The organism is Chloroflexota bacterium (assembly GCA_013152435.1).
Classification (GTDB): domain Bacteria; phylum Chloroflexota; class Anaerolineae; order DUEN01; family DUEN01; genus DUEN01.
In genome coordinates this window covers 14,686-31,010 of record JAADGJ010000114.1, presented here as the reverse complement: position 1 = coordinate 31,010, position 16,325 = coordinate 14,686, and the positions used below count along the sequence as shown (strand labels likewise).

General features: G+C 63.0%; 12 protein-coding genes and 1 pseudogene. 7 read left to right on the top strand and 6 right to left on the bottom strand.

Translation table 11 applies throughout. The features are described from left to right. Positions 1-406 precede the first annotated feature (406 nt). From GXP39_16270 to GXP39_16245, 6 genes and pseudogenes are all read right to left on the bottom strand, one after another. Positions 407-1,909, bottom strand: coding sequence for a radical SAM protein (locus tag GXP39_16270; GenBank protein NOZ29592.1), 1,503 nt, complete (start codon positions 1,907-1,909; stop codon positions 407-409). Between the two features lie 19 nt (positions 1,910-1,928). After that, positions 1,929-3,377, bottom strand: coding sequence for a radical SAM protein (locus GXP39_16265; GenBank protein ID NOZ29591.1), 1,449 nt, complete (start codon positions 3,375-3,377; stop codon positions 1,929-1,931). Positions 3,378-3,739: 362 nt separating this feature from the next. Further along, a pseudogene (locus tag GXP39_16260) lies at positions 3,740-5,190 on the bottom strand (RtcB family protein). A 424-nt stretch (positions 5,191-5,614) separates the two neighbouring features. Next, on the bottom strand, positions 5,615-5,986 hold the full coding sequence (locus GXP39_16255) for an iron-sulfur cluster assembly accessory protein (protein ID NOZ29590.1): 372 nt from the start codon (positions 5,984-5,986) through the stop codon (positions 5,615-5,617). Positions 5,987-6,043: 57 nt separating this feature from the next. After that, entirely contained in the window at positions 6,044-7,021 is a 978-nt protein-coding gene (moaA, locus tag GXP39_16250; protein NOZ29589.1) for a GTP 3',8-cyclase MoaA, read from the bottom strand. Positions 7,022-7,028: 7 nt separating this feature from the next. After that, positions 7,029-7,709, bottom strand: a complete 681-nt coding sequence (locus GXP39_16245) for a helix-turn-helix domain-containing protein (GenBank protein NOZ29588.1) — start codon at positions 7,707-7,709, stop codon at positions 7,029-7,031. 770 nt (positions 7,710-8,479) lie between these two features. On the opposite strand from GXP39_16245, the gene GXP39_16240 reads away from it, so the two are divergent. From GXP39_16240 to GXP39_16210, 7 genes are all read left to right on the top strand, one after another. Continuing rightward, positions 8,480-9,139: an NADH-quinone oxidoreductase subunit B gene (locus GXP39_16240; protein NOZ29587.1), complete on the top strand. Its 660-nt coding sequence runs from the start codon at positions 8,480-8,482 to the stop codon at positions 9,137-9,139. A gap of 120 nt (positions 9,140-9,259) precedes the next feature. Beyond that, positions 9,260-11,014: an NADH-quinone oxidoreductase subunit D gene (locus GXP39_16235; GenBank protein NOZ29586.1), complete on the top strand. Its 1,755-nt coding sequence runs from the start codon at positions 9,260-9,262 to the stop codon at positions 11,012-11,014. A gap of 12 nt (positions 11,015-11,026) precedes the next feature. After that, positions 11,027-11,758 (top strand): 4Fe-4S dicluster domain-containing protein, encoded by a 732-nt coding sequence (locus tag GXP39_16230; GenBank protein ID NOZ29585.1) that lies wholly within the window; start codon positions 11,027-11,029, stop codon positions 11,756-11,758. A 104-nt stretch (positions 11,759-11,862) separates the two neighbouring features. Next, the gene (locus GXP39_16225; protein ID NOZ29584.1) at positions 11,863-12,213 is read left to right on the top strand and encodes a hypothetical protein; all 351 of its coding nucleotides are present in this window, start codon (positions 11,863-11,865) and stop codon (positions 12,211-12,213) included. A 68-nt stretch (positions 12,214-12,281) separates the two neighbouring features. Next, positions 12,282-13,643: an NAD(P)/FAD-dependent oxidoreductase gene (locus GXP39_16220; protein NOZ29583.1), complete on the top strand. Its 1,362-nt coding sequence runs from the start codon at positions 12,282-12,284 to the stop codon at positions 13,641-13,643. Positions 13,644-13,768: 125 nt separating this feature from the next. Beyond that, positions 13,769-14,824: an Mrp/NBP35 family ATP-binding protein gene (locus tag GXP39_16215; protein NOZ29582.1), complete on the top strand. Its 1,056-nt coding sequence runs from the start codon at positions 13,769-13,771 to the stop codon at positions 14,822-14,824. Positions 14,825-14,974: 150 nt separating this feature from the next. Next, positions 14,975-16,318, top strand: a complete 1,344-nt coding sequence (locus GXP39_16210) for a (Fe-S)-binding protein (GenBank protein ID NOZ29581.1) — start codon at positions 14,975-14,977, stop codon at positions 16,316-16,318. Positions 16,319-16,325: the final 7 nt, after the last annotated feature.

Sequence of the window (16,325 nt, the reverse complement as noted above, 5' to 3'; positions counted from 1 at the left end):
AGCATTCTGTCGTCCGCGGTCGTGACACTATACCGACCACCCATGGGAAAGGAATTTTCGCTCCGGAAACCGGGGAAGGTGCGGAGGGAGGGCGGATATCCTCTTCCTGCCCTTGGCCCGCCATTCCCGGCCTCGGTGCGGATTTAGGCTGGGCCCAGGAGGGCGAGGGTCGCCGATCTGCGGGTAACGGGTAGAGGCGATTCATGAATCGCCTCTACCCGGGGCTTGCCCCTTCAGGCCTCCCCTGGAGACGAATCAATGGTGGCGGTAGCGTTCTCTTACGCCTTGCGTCCCAGCCCTCCTATCTTTCTTTTATCATCCCTCAAACAGGTGAATTTTACATGAACATCGAGTGCGCATGTCTTACGATTTCTTCACTTCGTCTCAGTGACTCCGCTGTCTTCGATCAGATGGCCTCTTGCGCCTCCAATTCTCTGCGTAGGTCGTCCTTCTCCCGGCGTGGGAAGATGGTGCGCCAGGCGACCCGGAAGGTCCGCCGGTAGTTCAACCAGAAATCCTTCCGGGAGATGGTCATCAGGATGCGGTGTGGCCGCAGATAGAACTGGCGGTACGCCTTCTTCCACATCTCCTCTTGTAGCTCGGCGGTGAGATCTCCCAGCTCATAGCGCGCTCGCCCGTCGAAGAACACGTAGTCCTCCCAATCCTCCATCAGCAGGCGGCCCTCCCGTTTGGCGATCTGGTAGACCTTCGTGCCCGGGTAGGGCGTCATCATGGAGAAGTTGGCGATGAGCGGGTCCAGCTCGCAGGCGAAATCGATGGTGCGCTGCATCGTCTCCCGTGTCTCACCGGGCAGCCCGATGATGAAGAAGCCGATCGTCTCCAGGCCGACCGCCTTCGCGTTCTTGAAGGCCTCCCGGATCGTGTCGTGGTCCACCCGCTTATCCACGGAGGCCAGGATGTCCGGATCGCCCGACTCCACGCCGAAGGCCGTGCGTTTCAGCCCCGCCTGCTTCAGCTTCGCCAGGAGCTCCCGGGTGGCCAGGTTGGCCCGGATGCCGTTGACGAAGATCCACGGCACGTGATTCAGCCGGTTCGCGATGAGCAGATCGGCCAGCTTCTGCAGCCGGTCGACGCGGATGTTCGCGCTGTCGTCCAGGACGCCGATCTCCTCCGCCCCCAGATCGCGCACCAGGTGCCGCCACTCCTCCAGCACGTTCTCCGGGCTGCGTGCCCGCCATTTGATGGGCATGACGGACTGCGAACAGAACGCGCACCGATAGGGGCACCCCCGGCTGGTCAGGATGGAGAAGGACCGAGCCCCGTCCACGTGGTCTGTGGCCGGTTGCAGGTTGGTGTATCGCTCCATCCGGAAGAGGTGGTAGGCCGGCCACGGCAGACTGTCCAGATCCTTGAGCGGCGGGCGGTCCGGGTTGCGGTGCAACTGACCATCGCTGGTCTTGTAGCTGATGCCCAGCACATCTTCCCAGATCCCCTTCTCCGGATCCATTAGCGCTGCGGTGGAGAATGTGGGCTGATCCCGCAGGAAGGACTCCACCCGATCGCATATCTCCGTCCAGCTTGCCTCTCCCTCACCGCGGACGACGATGTCCACGCCCTCTTGCTCCAACGATTCGAAATCCAGGTCCTCCGACACGACGCTCGGGTGCGGTCCCCCCAGCACCACGGGGATATCCAGGACCTGCTTGACCGTGGCCGCGGTTCGCCATGCCTGCTTGACCTGGGGCGTGTTGGCTGTGATGCCCACGATATGGGGACGGAACTCTTGCAGAAACTCAGCCAGGGGCTGGTCCTCCACGTCCGCGTCGAAGACGCGAACCTCATCGCCGCGCTCCTCCGACACAGCGCCCAAATACGCCAATCCCAGGTGGGGAGTGGTTCGTGTATCAATGGGCAAGCGGAAACGCGGGTTGATCAATGCGACGCGCACAGTCTCCCTCCGGTCTACATCATGCTTCCATGCGGAAGAAATGCAGGGCCGCCCGCAACAGATCCAGGGGGCCGATTTTGATGGGATGTACGCGATGATAGATCGCGTATCCCTTGAAAAGTTTGTGCATCCACCAGAAGACGGTGTCCACTACCTTGTTGTGCGGAAGCCGAATCAGCCGCCGGATCACGGGCTCCAGCCAGGGAAATTCCACCCCGATGGCGAAAAGGCGTTGCAGATGTTCGATCTGGCGCTTCTCGTCCTCGTTCTCAAAGACCAGGATGGAGCGCTCCCAGGCGATGGAGGAGATGTCCTCAAAGGAGCCCACCATCAAGCCGTTCTCCTGGGTGAACTGCCCCAGCTCGGTGCCCGGGTACGGCTGGAACAGGAAGGCATGGGCGTAGGAGATCCTGGCCGCCGCGTTCAGCCGCATCGTCTCCAGTTCGTCCTCCAGCGTGCTGGTGGGCAGCCCCAGGATGTTCGTCGACGTGATGTGGATACCGGCGTCCCGGAACATGCGACCGGCCTGGATCATCTCCTCCTTCGTCATCCGACGCTTGAGCAGCTCCACCCGGATGCGATCGTTGGCTGCCTCGATCCCCATGCTGACGGTGCTGCAGCCCGCCTTACGCAACAGCTCGACCTTGTGCGGCCCGCGCACGATCAGGTTCGCGCGCACGTTGCAGAAGAAGGGCAGCCCGATCTCCTGGGGCCACTTCTCCGCGAACTCTTCCAGCCAGTCGTCGTAGATGATGAACAGATCGTCCAGGAACACGACCTGCTTCAGCGGGTAGCGCTCGCGCACCCATTTCACTTCCTGTATGATGTGATCGACGCTTCTTTGGTTACCTCGCTTCTCCCGCTTGTAGATCTGGTAGTAGGCGTGGTTGAAGCAGTACGTGCAATTGTACGGACAGCCGCGAGATCCCATAAAGTGCTTGATGGGGGACTCGCGTGTGGGCCGGTGCTTCTCGTAGATCAGCGCCCGATCGGGCATGGGCAGGGCATCCAGGTCGCGGATCAGGGGGCGCACCGGGTTCCGCACGATCTCGTCTTCGATCTTGAACCACCAGTTGGGGATGTCGGGCTTCAGGCCGCCATTGCTCAGCGCGTTGGCCAGGTCCACGATGGGGCCCTCTCCCTCGCCGATGCAGATGCCGTCCACTCCCGGCTCCTCGATCATCCCAGGGAAGAACGTGGGATGTGGGCCACCGAAGATGGAGAAGGGCGCTTTATCCTTCAGGACCTCCCGGATGCGCCGGTTGATGTCGAAATACCACTGCTGCGAGCCGGTCATCACGGAGTATCCAACGATGTCGGGCTCGATCTCCTGGGCCACGCGGACGGGGTCTTCCTGAGCGGCGATGGCCAGGTAGACCTCATGGCCTGCCTCCTTCAGGCACGCCGATAGCGACATGATGCCCTGTGGCTCGTAGTCGATCTGCTTTTCAACGAAGAGAACGCGCACCGTCTTCCCCTCCGGGGTTCTGTTTGGACGACACCCGTGTTGGCCACGCGAGGGGGAGGCCGCCCAAGTCGGTTCCTCTGCCAGGCGTAGGACCCATTATAATGGATCGAGCTCCATTCGCCAAATTTGTGTCAATAATCCGACAAAAATATCTCTTTGCCGGAGAGGCTCCTCATTGCATCGACGGAATGCACAAGCAGAGCCCTGGCTCGCCACTTCTCCTCCTCGGGAGCGGTGGCACCCGAGAGGGAGGCAGGAGGCCTATCTCCTTGCAAAGTGGAAGCTTTTCTCGCCTTTATCTGCCCGGTTGAACTTGGGGCGACGGCCTGTGGCCCCACGGGGCGGGTAGAGGCCGGAAAGGGTTATCCCTTGATCACGGCCAGCGGACGCAGGCGGGCTACCTTGTGCGCGATGTTGGCGGCATCCACCACCTCCACCACGCGATCCACGTCCTTGTAGGCATCCGGCGCTTCCTCCGCCAGGCCTGCCATACTGCCCGCTCGCACATGCACCCCCTCGGCCTCGAGCTCCTGCTTCAGCCGCTCTCCCCGGATCCGCTTCTTGGCCTGCGCCCGGCTCATCATGCGCCCGGCTCCGTGGCAGGTAGACCCGAACGTCTCCCGCATGCTCTGCTCCGTGCCCACCAGCACCCACGAGGCGGTCCCCATGGAACCGGGGACCAGCACCGGCTGCCCTACGTCCCGATAGTCGGCCGGCAGGGCTTCCGAGCCGGGGCCGAATGCCCGGGTGGCTCCCTTTCGATGGACGCAGACCCGCACCTGGCGCCCGTCCACCTCATGTTCCTCGATCTTGGCGATGTTGTGCGCGATGTCGTAGATCTGGAACAGGTCCCAGTCCCTCACTTTGCCCGCCAGGACCTCAGCGAACGCGTCCCGGCATTGATGGGCCAGGACCTGCCGGTTGGCCCAGGCGTAATTCGCGGCGCACTTCATGGCCGCCAGATAGGCCTGCCCCTCCGGGCTCTCCACCGGAGCGCACACCAGCTGTCGGTCCGGCAGACGGATCCCGTACTTTTGGATGGCTCGTGGAACAGGTTTACATAGTCCGTCGCGATCTGGTGCCCAAAGCCGCGTGAGCCGCAGTGGATCTGCACGCACACCTGGCCGGGGAACAACCCGAAGGCCTCCGCCACCTCGGGATCGTAGATCTCCTCGACGACGTCCAGCTCGCAGAAGTGGTTGCCCGCTCCCAACGTGCCGATCTGATCTCGGCCGCGCTTCTTGGCTCTGGCCGAGCATTTGCTGGCGTCTGCCCCCGCGATGCATCCGCTCTCCTCCGTGTGCTCCAGATCCTCGGGGCGGGCGAAGCCGCGTCGCTGGGCCCAGCGGGCTCCCTGCTCCAACACCTGGTCCAGCTCGCGCTCATCCAGCCGCAGGAACCCCGTCTCGCCGACGCCGCTGGGGATGTAGTGTTGAAGAGCCGTCGCCAGATCATCCAGATAGGGGGCCACCTCCTCGTGGTCCAGGTGGGTACCCAGCAGGCGGACGCCGCAATTGATGTCATAGCCGACGCCGCCGGGGGAGATCACGCCGTCTGATACCCGGGTGGCCACAACGCCACCGATGGGAAACCCATACCCCTGGTGGATGTCCGGCATGGCCAGCGCGTGGCCGACGATCCCGGGCAGGGTCGCCGTGTTGGCCAGTTGGTCCAGGGATCGGTCCCCGAGCGCTCGCTCCAGGATCGATTCATCTGCGTACAGGCGCGCCGATACGCGCATGTCAGGGCGGTAAGTCTTGGGGATCTCATATACGAACGGTGCAACTTGGCGGATATCCCGTCGTTGTACCATGGTTTCCTCCCTGCTTCCTACCTGTGCCGGACCGCTTTGCGGCACTTCCATTATCCACGAGGTTCGCCGGTAAGCAAAACAAGCCGAGGCCTCCCCTGGTAACGTTGACGCCCGCGGCTCCTACGCCACGCCCCGTTCACAGGTGCCCCGGCTGGATCCTGCCATGTCAAACTGGATGACGTCTGGGCAGTGCATCCCCTCAAGTGCAAGGCTGAAAAGTGGTGTTTTGGCGAAGGGAGGCCCCTCCGCACGTCTTTCCTCTACGGATGCACTACCGGTGCTTATTCGCTAGGAAAGTACAACTGGCGTTCGTATAGATCAGAGTGATAGGGTTACCGATCGTTGTCGGACGGCCGGGCGTGGCTGTCCGGCCGATCGCGCTCGCTCAGAACCTATGAATGCTCCGCTGGCCTGGGCGCGCGGGTCAGTGACATCCGCACGAGGCGGAGCCTCCCCCGGCGCGGGATCGAGCGGCACGGGAGCTGCTCTCGCAGCCGCAGGCCGACGCAGCGTTAGGGTTCTCGATGTGGAATCCGCCTCCCATCAGGCGATCTTCGTAATCGATGCGAGCCCCGTCGACGTAGGTGAGGCTCATAGGGTCGACCAGGATGCGCACGCCGTGTTGTTCGTAGACCTCGTCGTCCTCTCGCTGTTGGCTGTCGAATGCCATCCCGTACTGGACGCCCCCGCAGCTTCCCCCCGCCACGAATACGCGCAGGGCGTGTGTCTCCAGAACTCCTTTCGCTTCCATGACCTCTCGTAGCTTCTGCGCTGCGATCTCCGTTATCGTAATCACGCCTCTATCCCTTCTAGGAACGTTGGGGTCACATACGCCTGTTGGGCACTGCGCCGCCTATCCGCCGATTTGAGACATGACGCGTGTCTGGGGGACCACCCCCTCTGGCAGGCCATGCCCCCAGGGCTTGCGCCATACGGCGTCGCGGATCAGCGCCTTCAGCTCATCGAAGCGGATGCCCGCCCGCATGGGGGTGAGCAGATCCACCTCCGCATCGCGCAGCAGGCACAGCCGCAGCTTCCCATCCGCGGTCACCCGGATCCGGCCGCATCCGGCGCAGAAGGGCTCCGTCACCGAGCTGATGAATCCCAGGATACCCTGGGCTCCCGCCAATCGGAACGGCCGTGAGGGATCGGTCCCGTCGTATCCGGGGACCTCCTGGAGCGGCCCCAGCTCGGCCGTGATGCGCTCCATGGTCTCCCGCATGGGGACCACGGCGTCATACTGGAAGTCGGCCACATCTCCCAACGGCATGAGCTCGATGAAGCGCACCTCCCAGGGGTGGTCCAGGGTGAGGCGGGCCAGATCCACCACCTCGTCGTCGTTATATCCGCGGGTGACCACGCAATTCAGTTTGACCGGGGTGAGCCCGGCGGCCTCGGCCGCCTCGATGCCTGCCCACACATCCTCCAGGCGTCCCCACCGGGTGATGTGATGGAATCTCTTGGGGTCCAGGGTGTCGATGCTGATGTTCACGCGGGTGAGCCCGGCCTCCGCCAGGGGGGCGGCCATCTCCCTGAGCAGGATGCCATTGGTGGTCATGGAGAGATCTCGGATGCCGGGCACTTGTGCGATCTGCCTCACCAGTTCGATGACGCCGGCCCGGACCGTCGGCTCCCCGCCGGTGAGACGGATCTTGTCCACTCCTAGCTCGGCGGATGCCCGCACCAGGGTCAGGATCTCGTCGTCTTGCAGCAGTTCCGCGCGCGGCCGGAAGCGGATGTGTTCCGGCATGCAGTATACGCAGCGCAGATTGCATGCATCCGTCAGGGAGATGCGCATGTAGTGGATGCGTCGCCCGTACTGATCGCGCATGGGAGGGTTATCCTGATGTGTGGGCGCGATCAGACATCGCGCCCGTCGTGCCCATCTCGCTCGTTGTCAGAGGNGGCTCGATGAGATAGGTGCATCGGAGGTCGCCGTCCGCCAGTCGGGACAGGCGTTTGGGCGCGCTGCCTAGCAGCGTCTGGGCCAGCATCTCGTCCATCTGGCAGAGCTCGGGATGCCTCTCCGACACCCCTGCGTAGGGGCAGTTGATGATGTGGAACAGGTAACGCCCCTCGCTGTCCCGTTCCCATCGCGGGAGGTATCCCTTCCGCTCCAGGAACGCGGCGATCTCCGACAGCCGCTCCTCAAAGCTCTGTCCCTCTCGAGGGGGCGGCGCCTCCTCGGCGGTCCGCAAAGCGATCCGACGGAACACCTCCCGAAGCTGCTCCGGAGTGGTGACCTCCTTCACCCCCTCCAGGATCTCGTTGGTCAACTCTCGGAAGTTATTGGGAAAATGATCCAGGGCAGCTTCGGTCAGGGTGTAGATCTGCTGAGGCCGTCCCACGCTTCGGCGGCGTCGCATATGGGATACCGCGATCAGCCCTTGGCCTTGCAGGATATCGAGGTGGTGCCGGACGGATACCGGGGCCATCCCCAGTTCCTCGGCGAGTTCTGCTACGGAAGCGCCCCCGCGTTCTTTCAGGATCTCCAGGATGTGTTTACGAACAGATTGCACGGCCCCTACCTCTCTTGTTGACTTGGAAGCTTACATGGAGCCATCTTCGCGTCCTTCATCCTCGTAGAATCGGATTGGATGGGGGTTGGGATATACACGGGGCTGGTCACTGAGTTCGCAGACGCCCGCTACCGGGATGAGCGAACGCGATGGCTGCGCAGTGACGCATTCCCCCGAATAGCAGCATCGCTTTTACGTTCCAGAGTGATTGTAGCATAGCCGACAGCTTGTGTCAATTACTGTAACTTTTTTAATAGATATAGGATCCCAGGAACAAGTTGTGTTACCTGAACATTGTACAGCAAAGAGCGAATCCGGACAAGGATTTTCTGTAAGCTATCTTTCCTACCGTAAGTATAGCCGGAATGGAGAGGAAGGCTCGGATCGCGACGGGGAACACTGGGCGAAGGTGTCTCTTGTTCGCGCTTCAGCGTTTCACTTGGTGGAAGGGGGACTTGCAAGAGCTTCTATCCTATTGTAAAATCGCTCACGTGTCCCAGCGCGGCGGTCTGACCGCGACCTCACGTCCCCTGATCCTCTCGGTGAGTGCCTTGAGGGATGACCTGTCGTGACGTCTGTCGGCGGTGTGCGCCGGCCCGGAGAATTTTGGTGGTAAATTTGATCGGAATTGGGCCTACACCATTGGCCGGGTGCCGTCGGCTATGATTATGCTCAGGGCCTGCCTCAGCGTTGGGACGGGTACCCCCGTTTGGGTCGATCGATACGTCCGTTCACGGCCGCTGATGATCTAACCTCGTGGCAGGGAGAACATGAACATGAACCCAGATGAAGCCAAGGATGCCCACAATCAGGTTCCCTCGGATCTGCAACGCAACGTCTTCATCACCTCCCTCGATTACATGTACAACCTGATCCGCAAGACGTCCGTGTGGCCTCTCATGTTCGGGCTGGCCTGCTGTGCTATTGAGATGATCTGCACGGCGGCAGGCCGCTACGATATGGCCCGCTTCGGCATGGAGGTGATGCGGCCGTCGCCTCGCCAGAGCGATCTGATGATCGTCTCCGGTACGGTGACGAAGAAGATGGTCCCCCAGATCGTGCGCATCTACAACCAGATGGCGGAGCCCCGCTATGTGATCGCGATGGGAGCATGTGCCACCGGCGGGGGCCCCTTCAAGGAGGGGTATAACGTCGTCTCCGGCATCGATCGGTTCCTGCCTGTGGATGTGTACGTGCCCGGGTGCCCGCCGACCCCCGAGGCGCTCCTGCACGGTGTCCTCAAGCTGCGGGAGAAGATCGCCCGGCAGTCCATCAAGCAGGTGCCGTGGTATCAGAAGGGGGTTCAGGACGCCATCCCGCAGCCGGTGTTGGGGCCGGATATCTTCGACCCGCGTCGGGTCCCTGAGATCCGACAGCGAACCCTCCAGCCGGCCGCGAGCGAGGGGGAGGAAGAGGCCGAGACGGCGTGAGGATCCATCGAGCGTCTCCGGGGAGGGCGGCAGCGAATAGGGCTCTCTTGCCTCCCCGGGAGGAGAGCGTGTCTGGGGATTCGCCTGTATTTTGATCATGAGCGCATGTGAGGAGCTGAGATGTCCGAAGCAACCGTAGAGACCCACGAGGCGCTGCCTTATAACGATGCTGTGCCGGGCGCGGTCCTGGAGCGCATGGAGAACGGCTCTCTGATCGTGGCGCCGGATAAGCTGTTGCGGCTGGGGTTGTATCTGCGCGATCATGAGGGCTACGATTTCCTGTCCAGCGTCACCGGCGTGGATTATCTGGGGTACAAAGGCCGCGACGAAACCAATCGCTTTGAGGTCGTGTATCACCTGTACTCCACCAAACGCGGCGGCGGGCCGGTCGTGCTGAAGGTGCGCATGCCGGAGTCGAATCCGGAGGTGCCTTCCGTGGTGTCCGTGTGGCCGGGGGCCGAGCTGCAGGAGCGGGAAATCTGGGATCTCTACGGGATTCGGTTCATCGGCCATCCCAACCTGCGTCGCATCCTGTTGTGGGAGGGGTTCCACGGGCACCCCATGCGCAAGGACTGGCACGAGGCGTATTACGAGGCCGATCGCAAGCCGTTCCGCAGCCGGCATCCCGACGGCCGCCATACCTGGGCGGAGGATCGGGCGCCCTGGCATGATAACGTGATGTACCCGGACGGTTGGGACCCGGAGACGTGGCAACAGCCGGTCGTGCAGTACCGGCTGCCGGTGGAGCCCCCGCCAGGCGCCGAGAGCGATCTGAAGACGGAGCGGATCGTGGTCAACTTCGGCCCTCATCATCCCAGCACCCACGGCGTGTTCCGCATGGTCGTCACCCTGGAGGGGGAGACCATCGTCGGGCTGGAGCCGGAGGTGGGATATCTCCATCGGAACCACGAGAAGATCGGGGAGCGGAATACGTACCTGATGAACATGCCGTTCACCGATCGGCTGGACTATCTCTGCTCTATGTCCAACAACCTGGGGTACGCGCTGGCCGTTGAGAAACTGATGGGGCTGGAGGTCCCGGAGCGGGCCCAGTATATTCGGATCATTATGGCGGAGCTCACGCGCGTGCTCAACCACGCGTGGGCGATCGGGTTCCTGCTGAACGATCTGGGAGCGTTCTTCACGCCGGCGCTCTACGCCATCGAGGAGCGGGAGCTGATCCTGGATCTGTTCGAGGCCGCCTCGGGCAGCCGCATGATGTGCAACTACATGCGATTTGGAGGCGTCGCTCATGACGTCTCGGAGGAGTGGCTGGAGCAGTGTCGCTATCTCGTCAATGAGCGGTTGCCCCGCCGGATCGATGAACTCGAGCGGCTGTTGACGGAGAATGAGATCCTGGTCGCCCGATGCAAGGGGGTGGGCTATCTATCGCCTGAGGACGTGGTCGCCCTCAGCGTCAGCGGCCCCCTGCTGCGCGCCTCTGGCGTCCAGTACGATATCCGTAAGGCGGAACCCTACTGCATCTACGACCGTTTCGATTTTGACATTCCCGTGTTCTACGGCGGCGACGTCTACGACCGCTATCGTGTGCGTGTGGAGGAGATGCGCCAGGCCTTGCGCATATTGAAGCAGGCGTTGGCCGATATCCCCGAGGGCGAGGTGATGAGCGGGAAGAAGCAGTACTCCTTCCGCGTGCCGCCGGGCGAGGTGTATAGCCGCATCGAAGCGCCCAAGGGCGAGTTGGGCTTCTACATCGTGAGCGATGGCAGCCCCAATCCGTTCCGATACCACATACGAGCGCCCAGCTTCATCAATCTCACCGCGCTGGGGCCCATGTCCGTCGGGTACAAGGTGGCGGATGCCATCATCAATCTGGGGGCCATCGACATCGTGCTGGGCGAGACGGATCGCTGATCGGAGGTGGACATGTTTGGTGTGGGGGTGCTCAAGGGCTTGGGCGTCACCATGAAGCATTGGATCTACACGTATATCGATGATCTGCAGAAGATCCCGAGTCGGTACGCGGGTGGGCGGGAGATCCTCCGACAGAGGCCTGATGAGGAGGGGATCTTCACGATCCAGTACCCGGAGGAGCGGCGCGTGATCCCCGAGCGCTTCCGCTTCATCCCTATGCTGCTCTATGACGCCAAGACGGGGAAGGAGCGCTGCACGGCGTGCGGCATCTGCTCCAAGGTCTGCCCGCCGCAGTGCATCTGGATCGTGCGCGATAAGGACGAGAAGGGCAAGCCGATCACCCGGCCGGCCGAGTTCTATATCGACGTGTCCATCTGCATGAGCTGCGGATTTTGCGCCGAGTTCTGTCCGTTTGATGCGATCCGCATGGACCACGATTACGAGCTGGCCGTGTACGAGCGCTATCCGCGGCTGATTTATACCAAGCAGGAGCTGATGGTGCCCCTGGAGTACTATGCGGCGCTGTACCCGAATCAGTTCGCCGCTGAGGAGGAGGCCCGGGCGGCCAAGGAGAAGGCCAGGCAAGCCCGTGCGTCGCGACAGGCCGGCGCCGCTGCCAAGGGGGGCGGGCGGGGCAAGCTGAGCCCCGAGGAGATCGAGCGACGCAGGGCCGCAGCGGCCGCCCGCCGGGCTCAGAGGCAGGCGAAACAGAAGCCGGAGGAGGAATCCGGAGAACAGGAGTGATGGGTCATTGCCGTTCGCATCGCCAGGATCGTAATCCAGGCTCGGGGACTCCCCGGGCCTTTTACACCATAAGCGGCCGTCGTTTGGCTGCTCGAGGAGTGACTATGCCCGTATCCGTATATCCAAAATCAGAGATTCTCTTTCCGCCGCGCCTGATCCCGGAGCTGAAGGACCTGCGTGGGCCGGAATGGCGCGATCTCGTCACACGTGTGGCCGAATTACCGGAGACACACCCGGACAGCCTCGCCTTTTCCCTGTTGATGATCCGTCTGAACGGGTGTCTGAAGTGCACGAATGGCAGTTACAAGTTCATGCGCGGCTGTGCGGCCTGCTCTCGCCAGACGATCATGCAATTCAAGGGGAGCGATGCGGATCTGTTGCGTCTGTACCAACGCGCGCAGGCGGAGGTCAACCGCTATCTGGCCGAGACCGGCCAGCTTGAGCAGGCGGCGTGATGGGGCGCCCAGACGGCACGGCGTCAGCGGGTGATCGTGCGTCTCCCGATCCGCATGGAGTGTCTGGAATGAATGGAACCACGCGCATCGGCATCATCGGGGGCGGAATCGCCGGCCTCACGGCCGCGTATGAACTGGCGTCTCGCGGGTATGCCGTCACCGTTCTGGAGGGAGCTCCCTATTTGGGCGGGCTGGCCTCCGGCTTTCGGGCCGACTCCTGGGACTGGCCGTTAGAGCGCTTTTACCATCATCTGTTCGCCTCCGACAAGGACATCCTGGAGCTGGCGCAGGAGATCGGCGCCCGGGTGTTCTTTCGCCGCCCCATCACCGCCATGTACTATCGAGGGGCCAACTACCCCTTTGACACCCCCCTTCGTCTGCTGCGATTCCCCCATCTCTCCCTGTGGGAGAAGTTCCGCATGGGGCTGGTCATCGCGTACCTGCGCTGGGTCAGCCGGGATTGGCGTCGATTCGAGCGGGAGCGAGCCCATCATTGGCTGAAACGCTGGATGGGGGAGCGGGCGTACCAGACGTTGTGGGAGCCCCTGCTGGTCGGCAAGTTCGGGGACTACTATCAGGACATCAATCTCGCCTGGTTCTGGGCGCGCATTTTCAAGCGCAGCCCGGCCTTGGGCTATTTTGAGGGCGGGTTTCAGGCGTTCATCGACCGGTTGGCCGAGAGGGCGGAGGAGCGCGGCGCCCATATCCGGCGATCCGCTCGGGTGGAGCATATTCGGCCGGACGAGGAGGGATTGGCGGTCATCACGCCGGATGGCGAGGAGCGCTTCGATGTGGTCATCAGCACCGTGTCTCCCGCCCTCATGGCGAGGCTCACGCCCGCCCTGCCGCGCGATTACCTGGATGGGCTGCTGGAGCTTCGCTCGCTGGGCGCGGTGGTCATGACGGTCGCGCTGGATCGCCCCCTTACCCAGAGGCTCTATTGGATCAACCTGCCCAAGCGGGAGGGGATGCCCTTCCTGGCCCTCGTCGAGCATACCAACTACATCGAGCCCAAGCACTACGGGGGGCAGCACCTGGTCTACCTGGGCGATTACCTGCCCACGGAGCACGCGTACTTCCAGATGACCCTTGAGGAGCTGGCCGATCTCTTCCTGCCCACGCTGAAGGAGTTCAACCCGTCCTTCGATCGATCGTGGGTGCAGGGCATGTGGCTTCATCGGGAGAGCTACGCGCAGCCGGTGGTGTCCCTGCATTACTCGCAGCGCATCCCGTCGTTGGCGACCCCCGTGCCGGGGCTGTACTTTGCCAGTATGAGCCAGGTGTATCCATGGGATCGGGGCACGAATTATGCCGTCCGGTTGGGGCGAGATGTGGCTCGCATGGCCGATGAGGATGTCCGGCTGCGTCGGATTCGGGATCGAGAGGCGTGGCTGGCTGCCCCCCGGCCGCCGGTGGGGATGGCGCCCTGATCGTGATGGGAGAGAGGCGGGCGGATGGTGATCGCGATGTCCTTTCCCTCGCTCCACGTTTCGGCGTGGGGTTGCCCACTCGCGAATAGGTGAGTTGTATTTCATCATGAGTTGAGGAGAAGAAGATGAGCGACGAAGAGAAGGGCGTCCTTACGGAACAGGACGTCTTAAACGTGTTGAGGAATGTACAGGAGCCGGAGCTGCACCGTGACCTGGTCAGTCTGAACATGGTTCGTGATATCCGGGTCCAGGACGGGGTGGTGAGCCTGACCATCATGTTGACCACTCCCGCCTGTCCGCTTCGCACTCAGATCGAGGACGATGTGCGGCGAGCGGTGATGACCCTGCCCGGTGTGAAGGATGTCCACGTGAAGATGGACGCCAACGTGCGATCGGATCAGCGGATCGCCGGGCGGCTGGAGATCCCCGTCCGCAACATCCTGGCCGTCGCCTCCGGGAAGGGGGGCGTGGGCAAGACCACGGTGGCCGTCAACCTGGCCGTCGCCCTGGCGCAGTTGGGGGCCAAAACGGGCATCCTAGACGCCGACATCTACGGGCCTAACGTGCCCATCATGATGGGGGTGTCAGAGCTGCCTCCCCCGCGCGGCGACAAGCTAGTGCCGCCCAAGGCCTATGGCGTGGAGGTCATGTCCATGGGGTTCCTCATCCCCAAGGACCAGCCCGTCATCTGGCGAGGGCCCATGCTCCATCAGGCCATCCGCCAGCTCTTCACGGACGTGGACTGGGGGGAGCTGGATTACATGATCGTGGATCTGCCTCCCGGTACGGGCGACGCGCAGCTCTCGCTGGCGCAGTCGGTGCCTGTGACCGGCGGGATCATCGTGACCACGCCGCAGGAGGTCGCGTTGGCCGACGCCCGCCGGGGGCTGCACGCCTTCCAGCGGCTGGATGTGCCCGTGCTGGGCATCATCGAGAACATGGCCGGCGACGTCTTCGGCGAGGGCGGTGGCGAGAAGGCCGCGCGTGAGCTGGGATTGCCCTTCCTGGGCCGGATCTACCTGGATCGGGAGATCCGGGAGAGCGGCGATAGCGGCCGGCCGATCGTCGCCGTTGCGCCGGAATCCGCCTCGGCGCAGGCCTTCCGTAAGCTGGCCGAGACCATCGCCGCCCGGGTCAGCGTCATGTCCTTCCGGCCGGATCCGGAGCTCAAGGTCATCTAATCCTCCTGTGGGATTTTCACATGACCAGGCGGACGATCCATCGTCCGCCTGGTCGCTGTGTTTCACCGGGCGATTTTGGACAGGGCGTGGGCTCTGGCGTATCATGCGATGTATGATCGCCGGGCTTGTCCTTGGGCGTGAGGCGACTGCATGACATCGTTGCTACAACAGATCATCCCTGGGCAACAGGTTACGGGGCCGGAGTTCCCCGATTATGATGTGCTGCAGGGCTGCATCCGCTGCGGTCGTTGCCTGCCGGTGTGCCCTACCTATCAGGAGACCACGCTGGAGACGATGTCCCCGCGCGGCCGGCTGGCGTTGCTGCGAGCGGTGGAGGACGGGAAGCTGGATTTGACCTCCAGCATCGCCGATTATCTCTATCACTGCCTGGACTGCCGGGCCTGCAACACGGTGTGTCCTCCCGGAGTACCCATCGGGGAGCTGATCCTGGATGGGAGAGCGGCCTACGCCGTGAAGGCAGGGCGTCCATGGTGGGCGCGCATCGCGCTGGACCGTTTCCTCACGTCCGCGCGTGCGATGGAGCCGGTGATGAGGATGGCGCGCCTGTATCAGCGGCTGGGGCTTCCCCGCGTGGTGCGCCCCGTTCTGCGGGCGTTGAAGGGCCGGCATCCGGCCTTCCATACCTTGTTTCATATGGAAGGGCTGCTGCCCCGGCTTCCCTCCCAGCCGTTGCACGCCCGGCTGGCGGAGGTCACGCCGGCGCAAGGTGAGCGTCGTTACCGTGTCGGCTTCTTTTTGGGTTGTATGATGAGCCAGGTGTTGGCCGATGTCAGCCAGGCCACGGTGCGCGTCCTGACCCGCAATGGGTGCGAGGTGGTGACGCCGCCCGGACAGGTGTGCTGCGGCGCTCCGCATGACGATCAGGGCAACAAGCGGATGGCTCGCGATCTGGCGCGCCGCAATATCGATCTGTTCGCCCGGTATCAGGATCTGGATGTGATCGTGGCGGACTGCGCGGCGTGCGCCGGAATGATCAAGGAGTACCCGCACCTGTTGCGTGACGATCCGGTATACTATCCGCGGGCGCTGGCCATGGCTCGCCGTATGCGGGATGTAAGTGAGTGGCTGGCCGAGGTTCTGGATGATGCCGTCCCCCTGGCGGAGGTGCGCTGTACGGTCACGTACCACGAGCCCTGTCATTTGGCCAACGCGCAGGGGGTTCGGGAGCCGCCCGTTCGGGTATTGCGTCGCATACCCGGCCTGGAGTTGAGGCCCTTGCCCGACAGCACGCGGTGTTGCGGGAGCGCGGGCATCTACAATCTGACCCACCCGGAGATGGCCGATCGGCTGTTGGAGGACAAGGTGCGGAAGATCGCCGGCACAGGAGCGGATACGGTGGTCACGGGAAACCCCGGCTGCCTGCTCCAGATCCAGATGGGCGTTCGTGAGCATGGGATCCCCGTGCGGGTGCGGCATCTCACGCAATTGTTGGATGAGGCGTATGCCCGGGCCGAGTCTTCCAGGGCGAGATAGCGAGGAG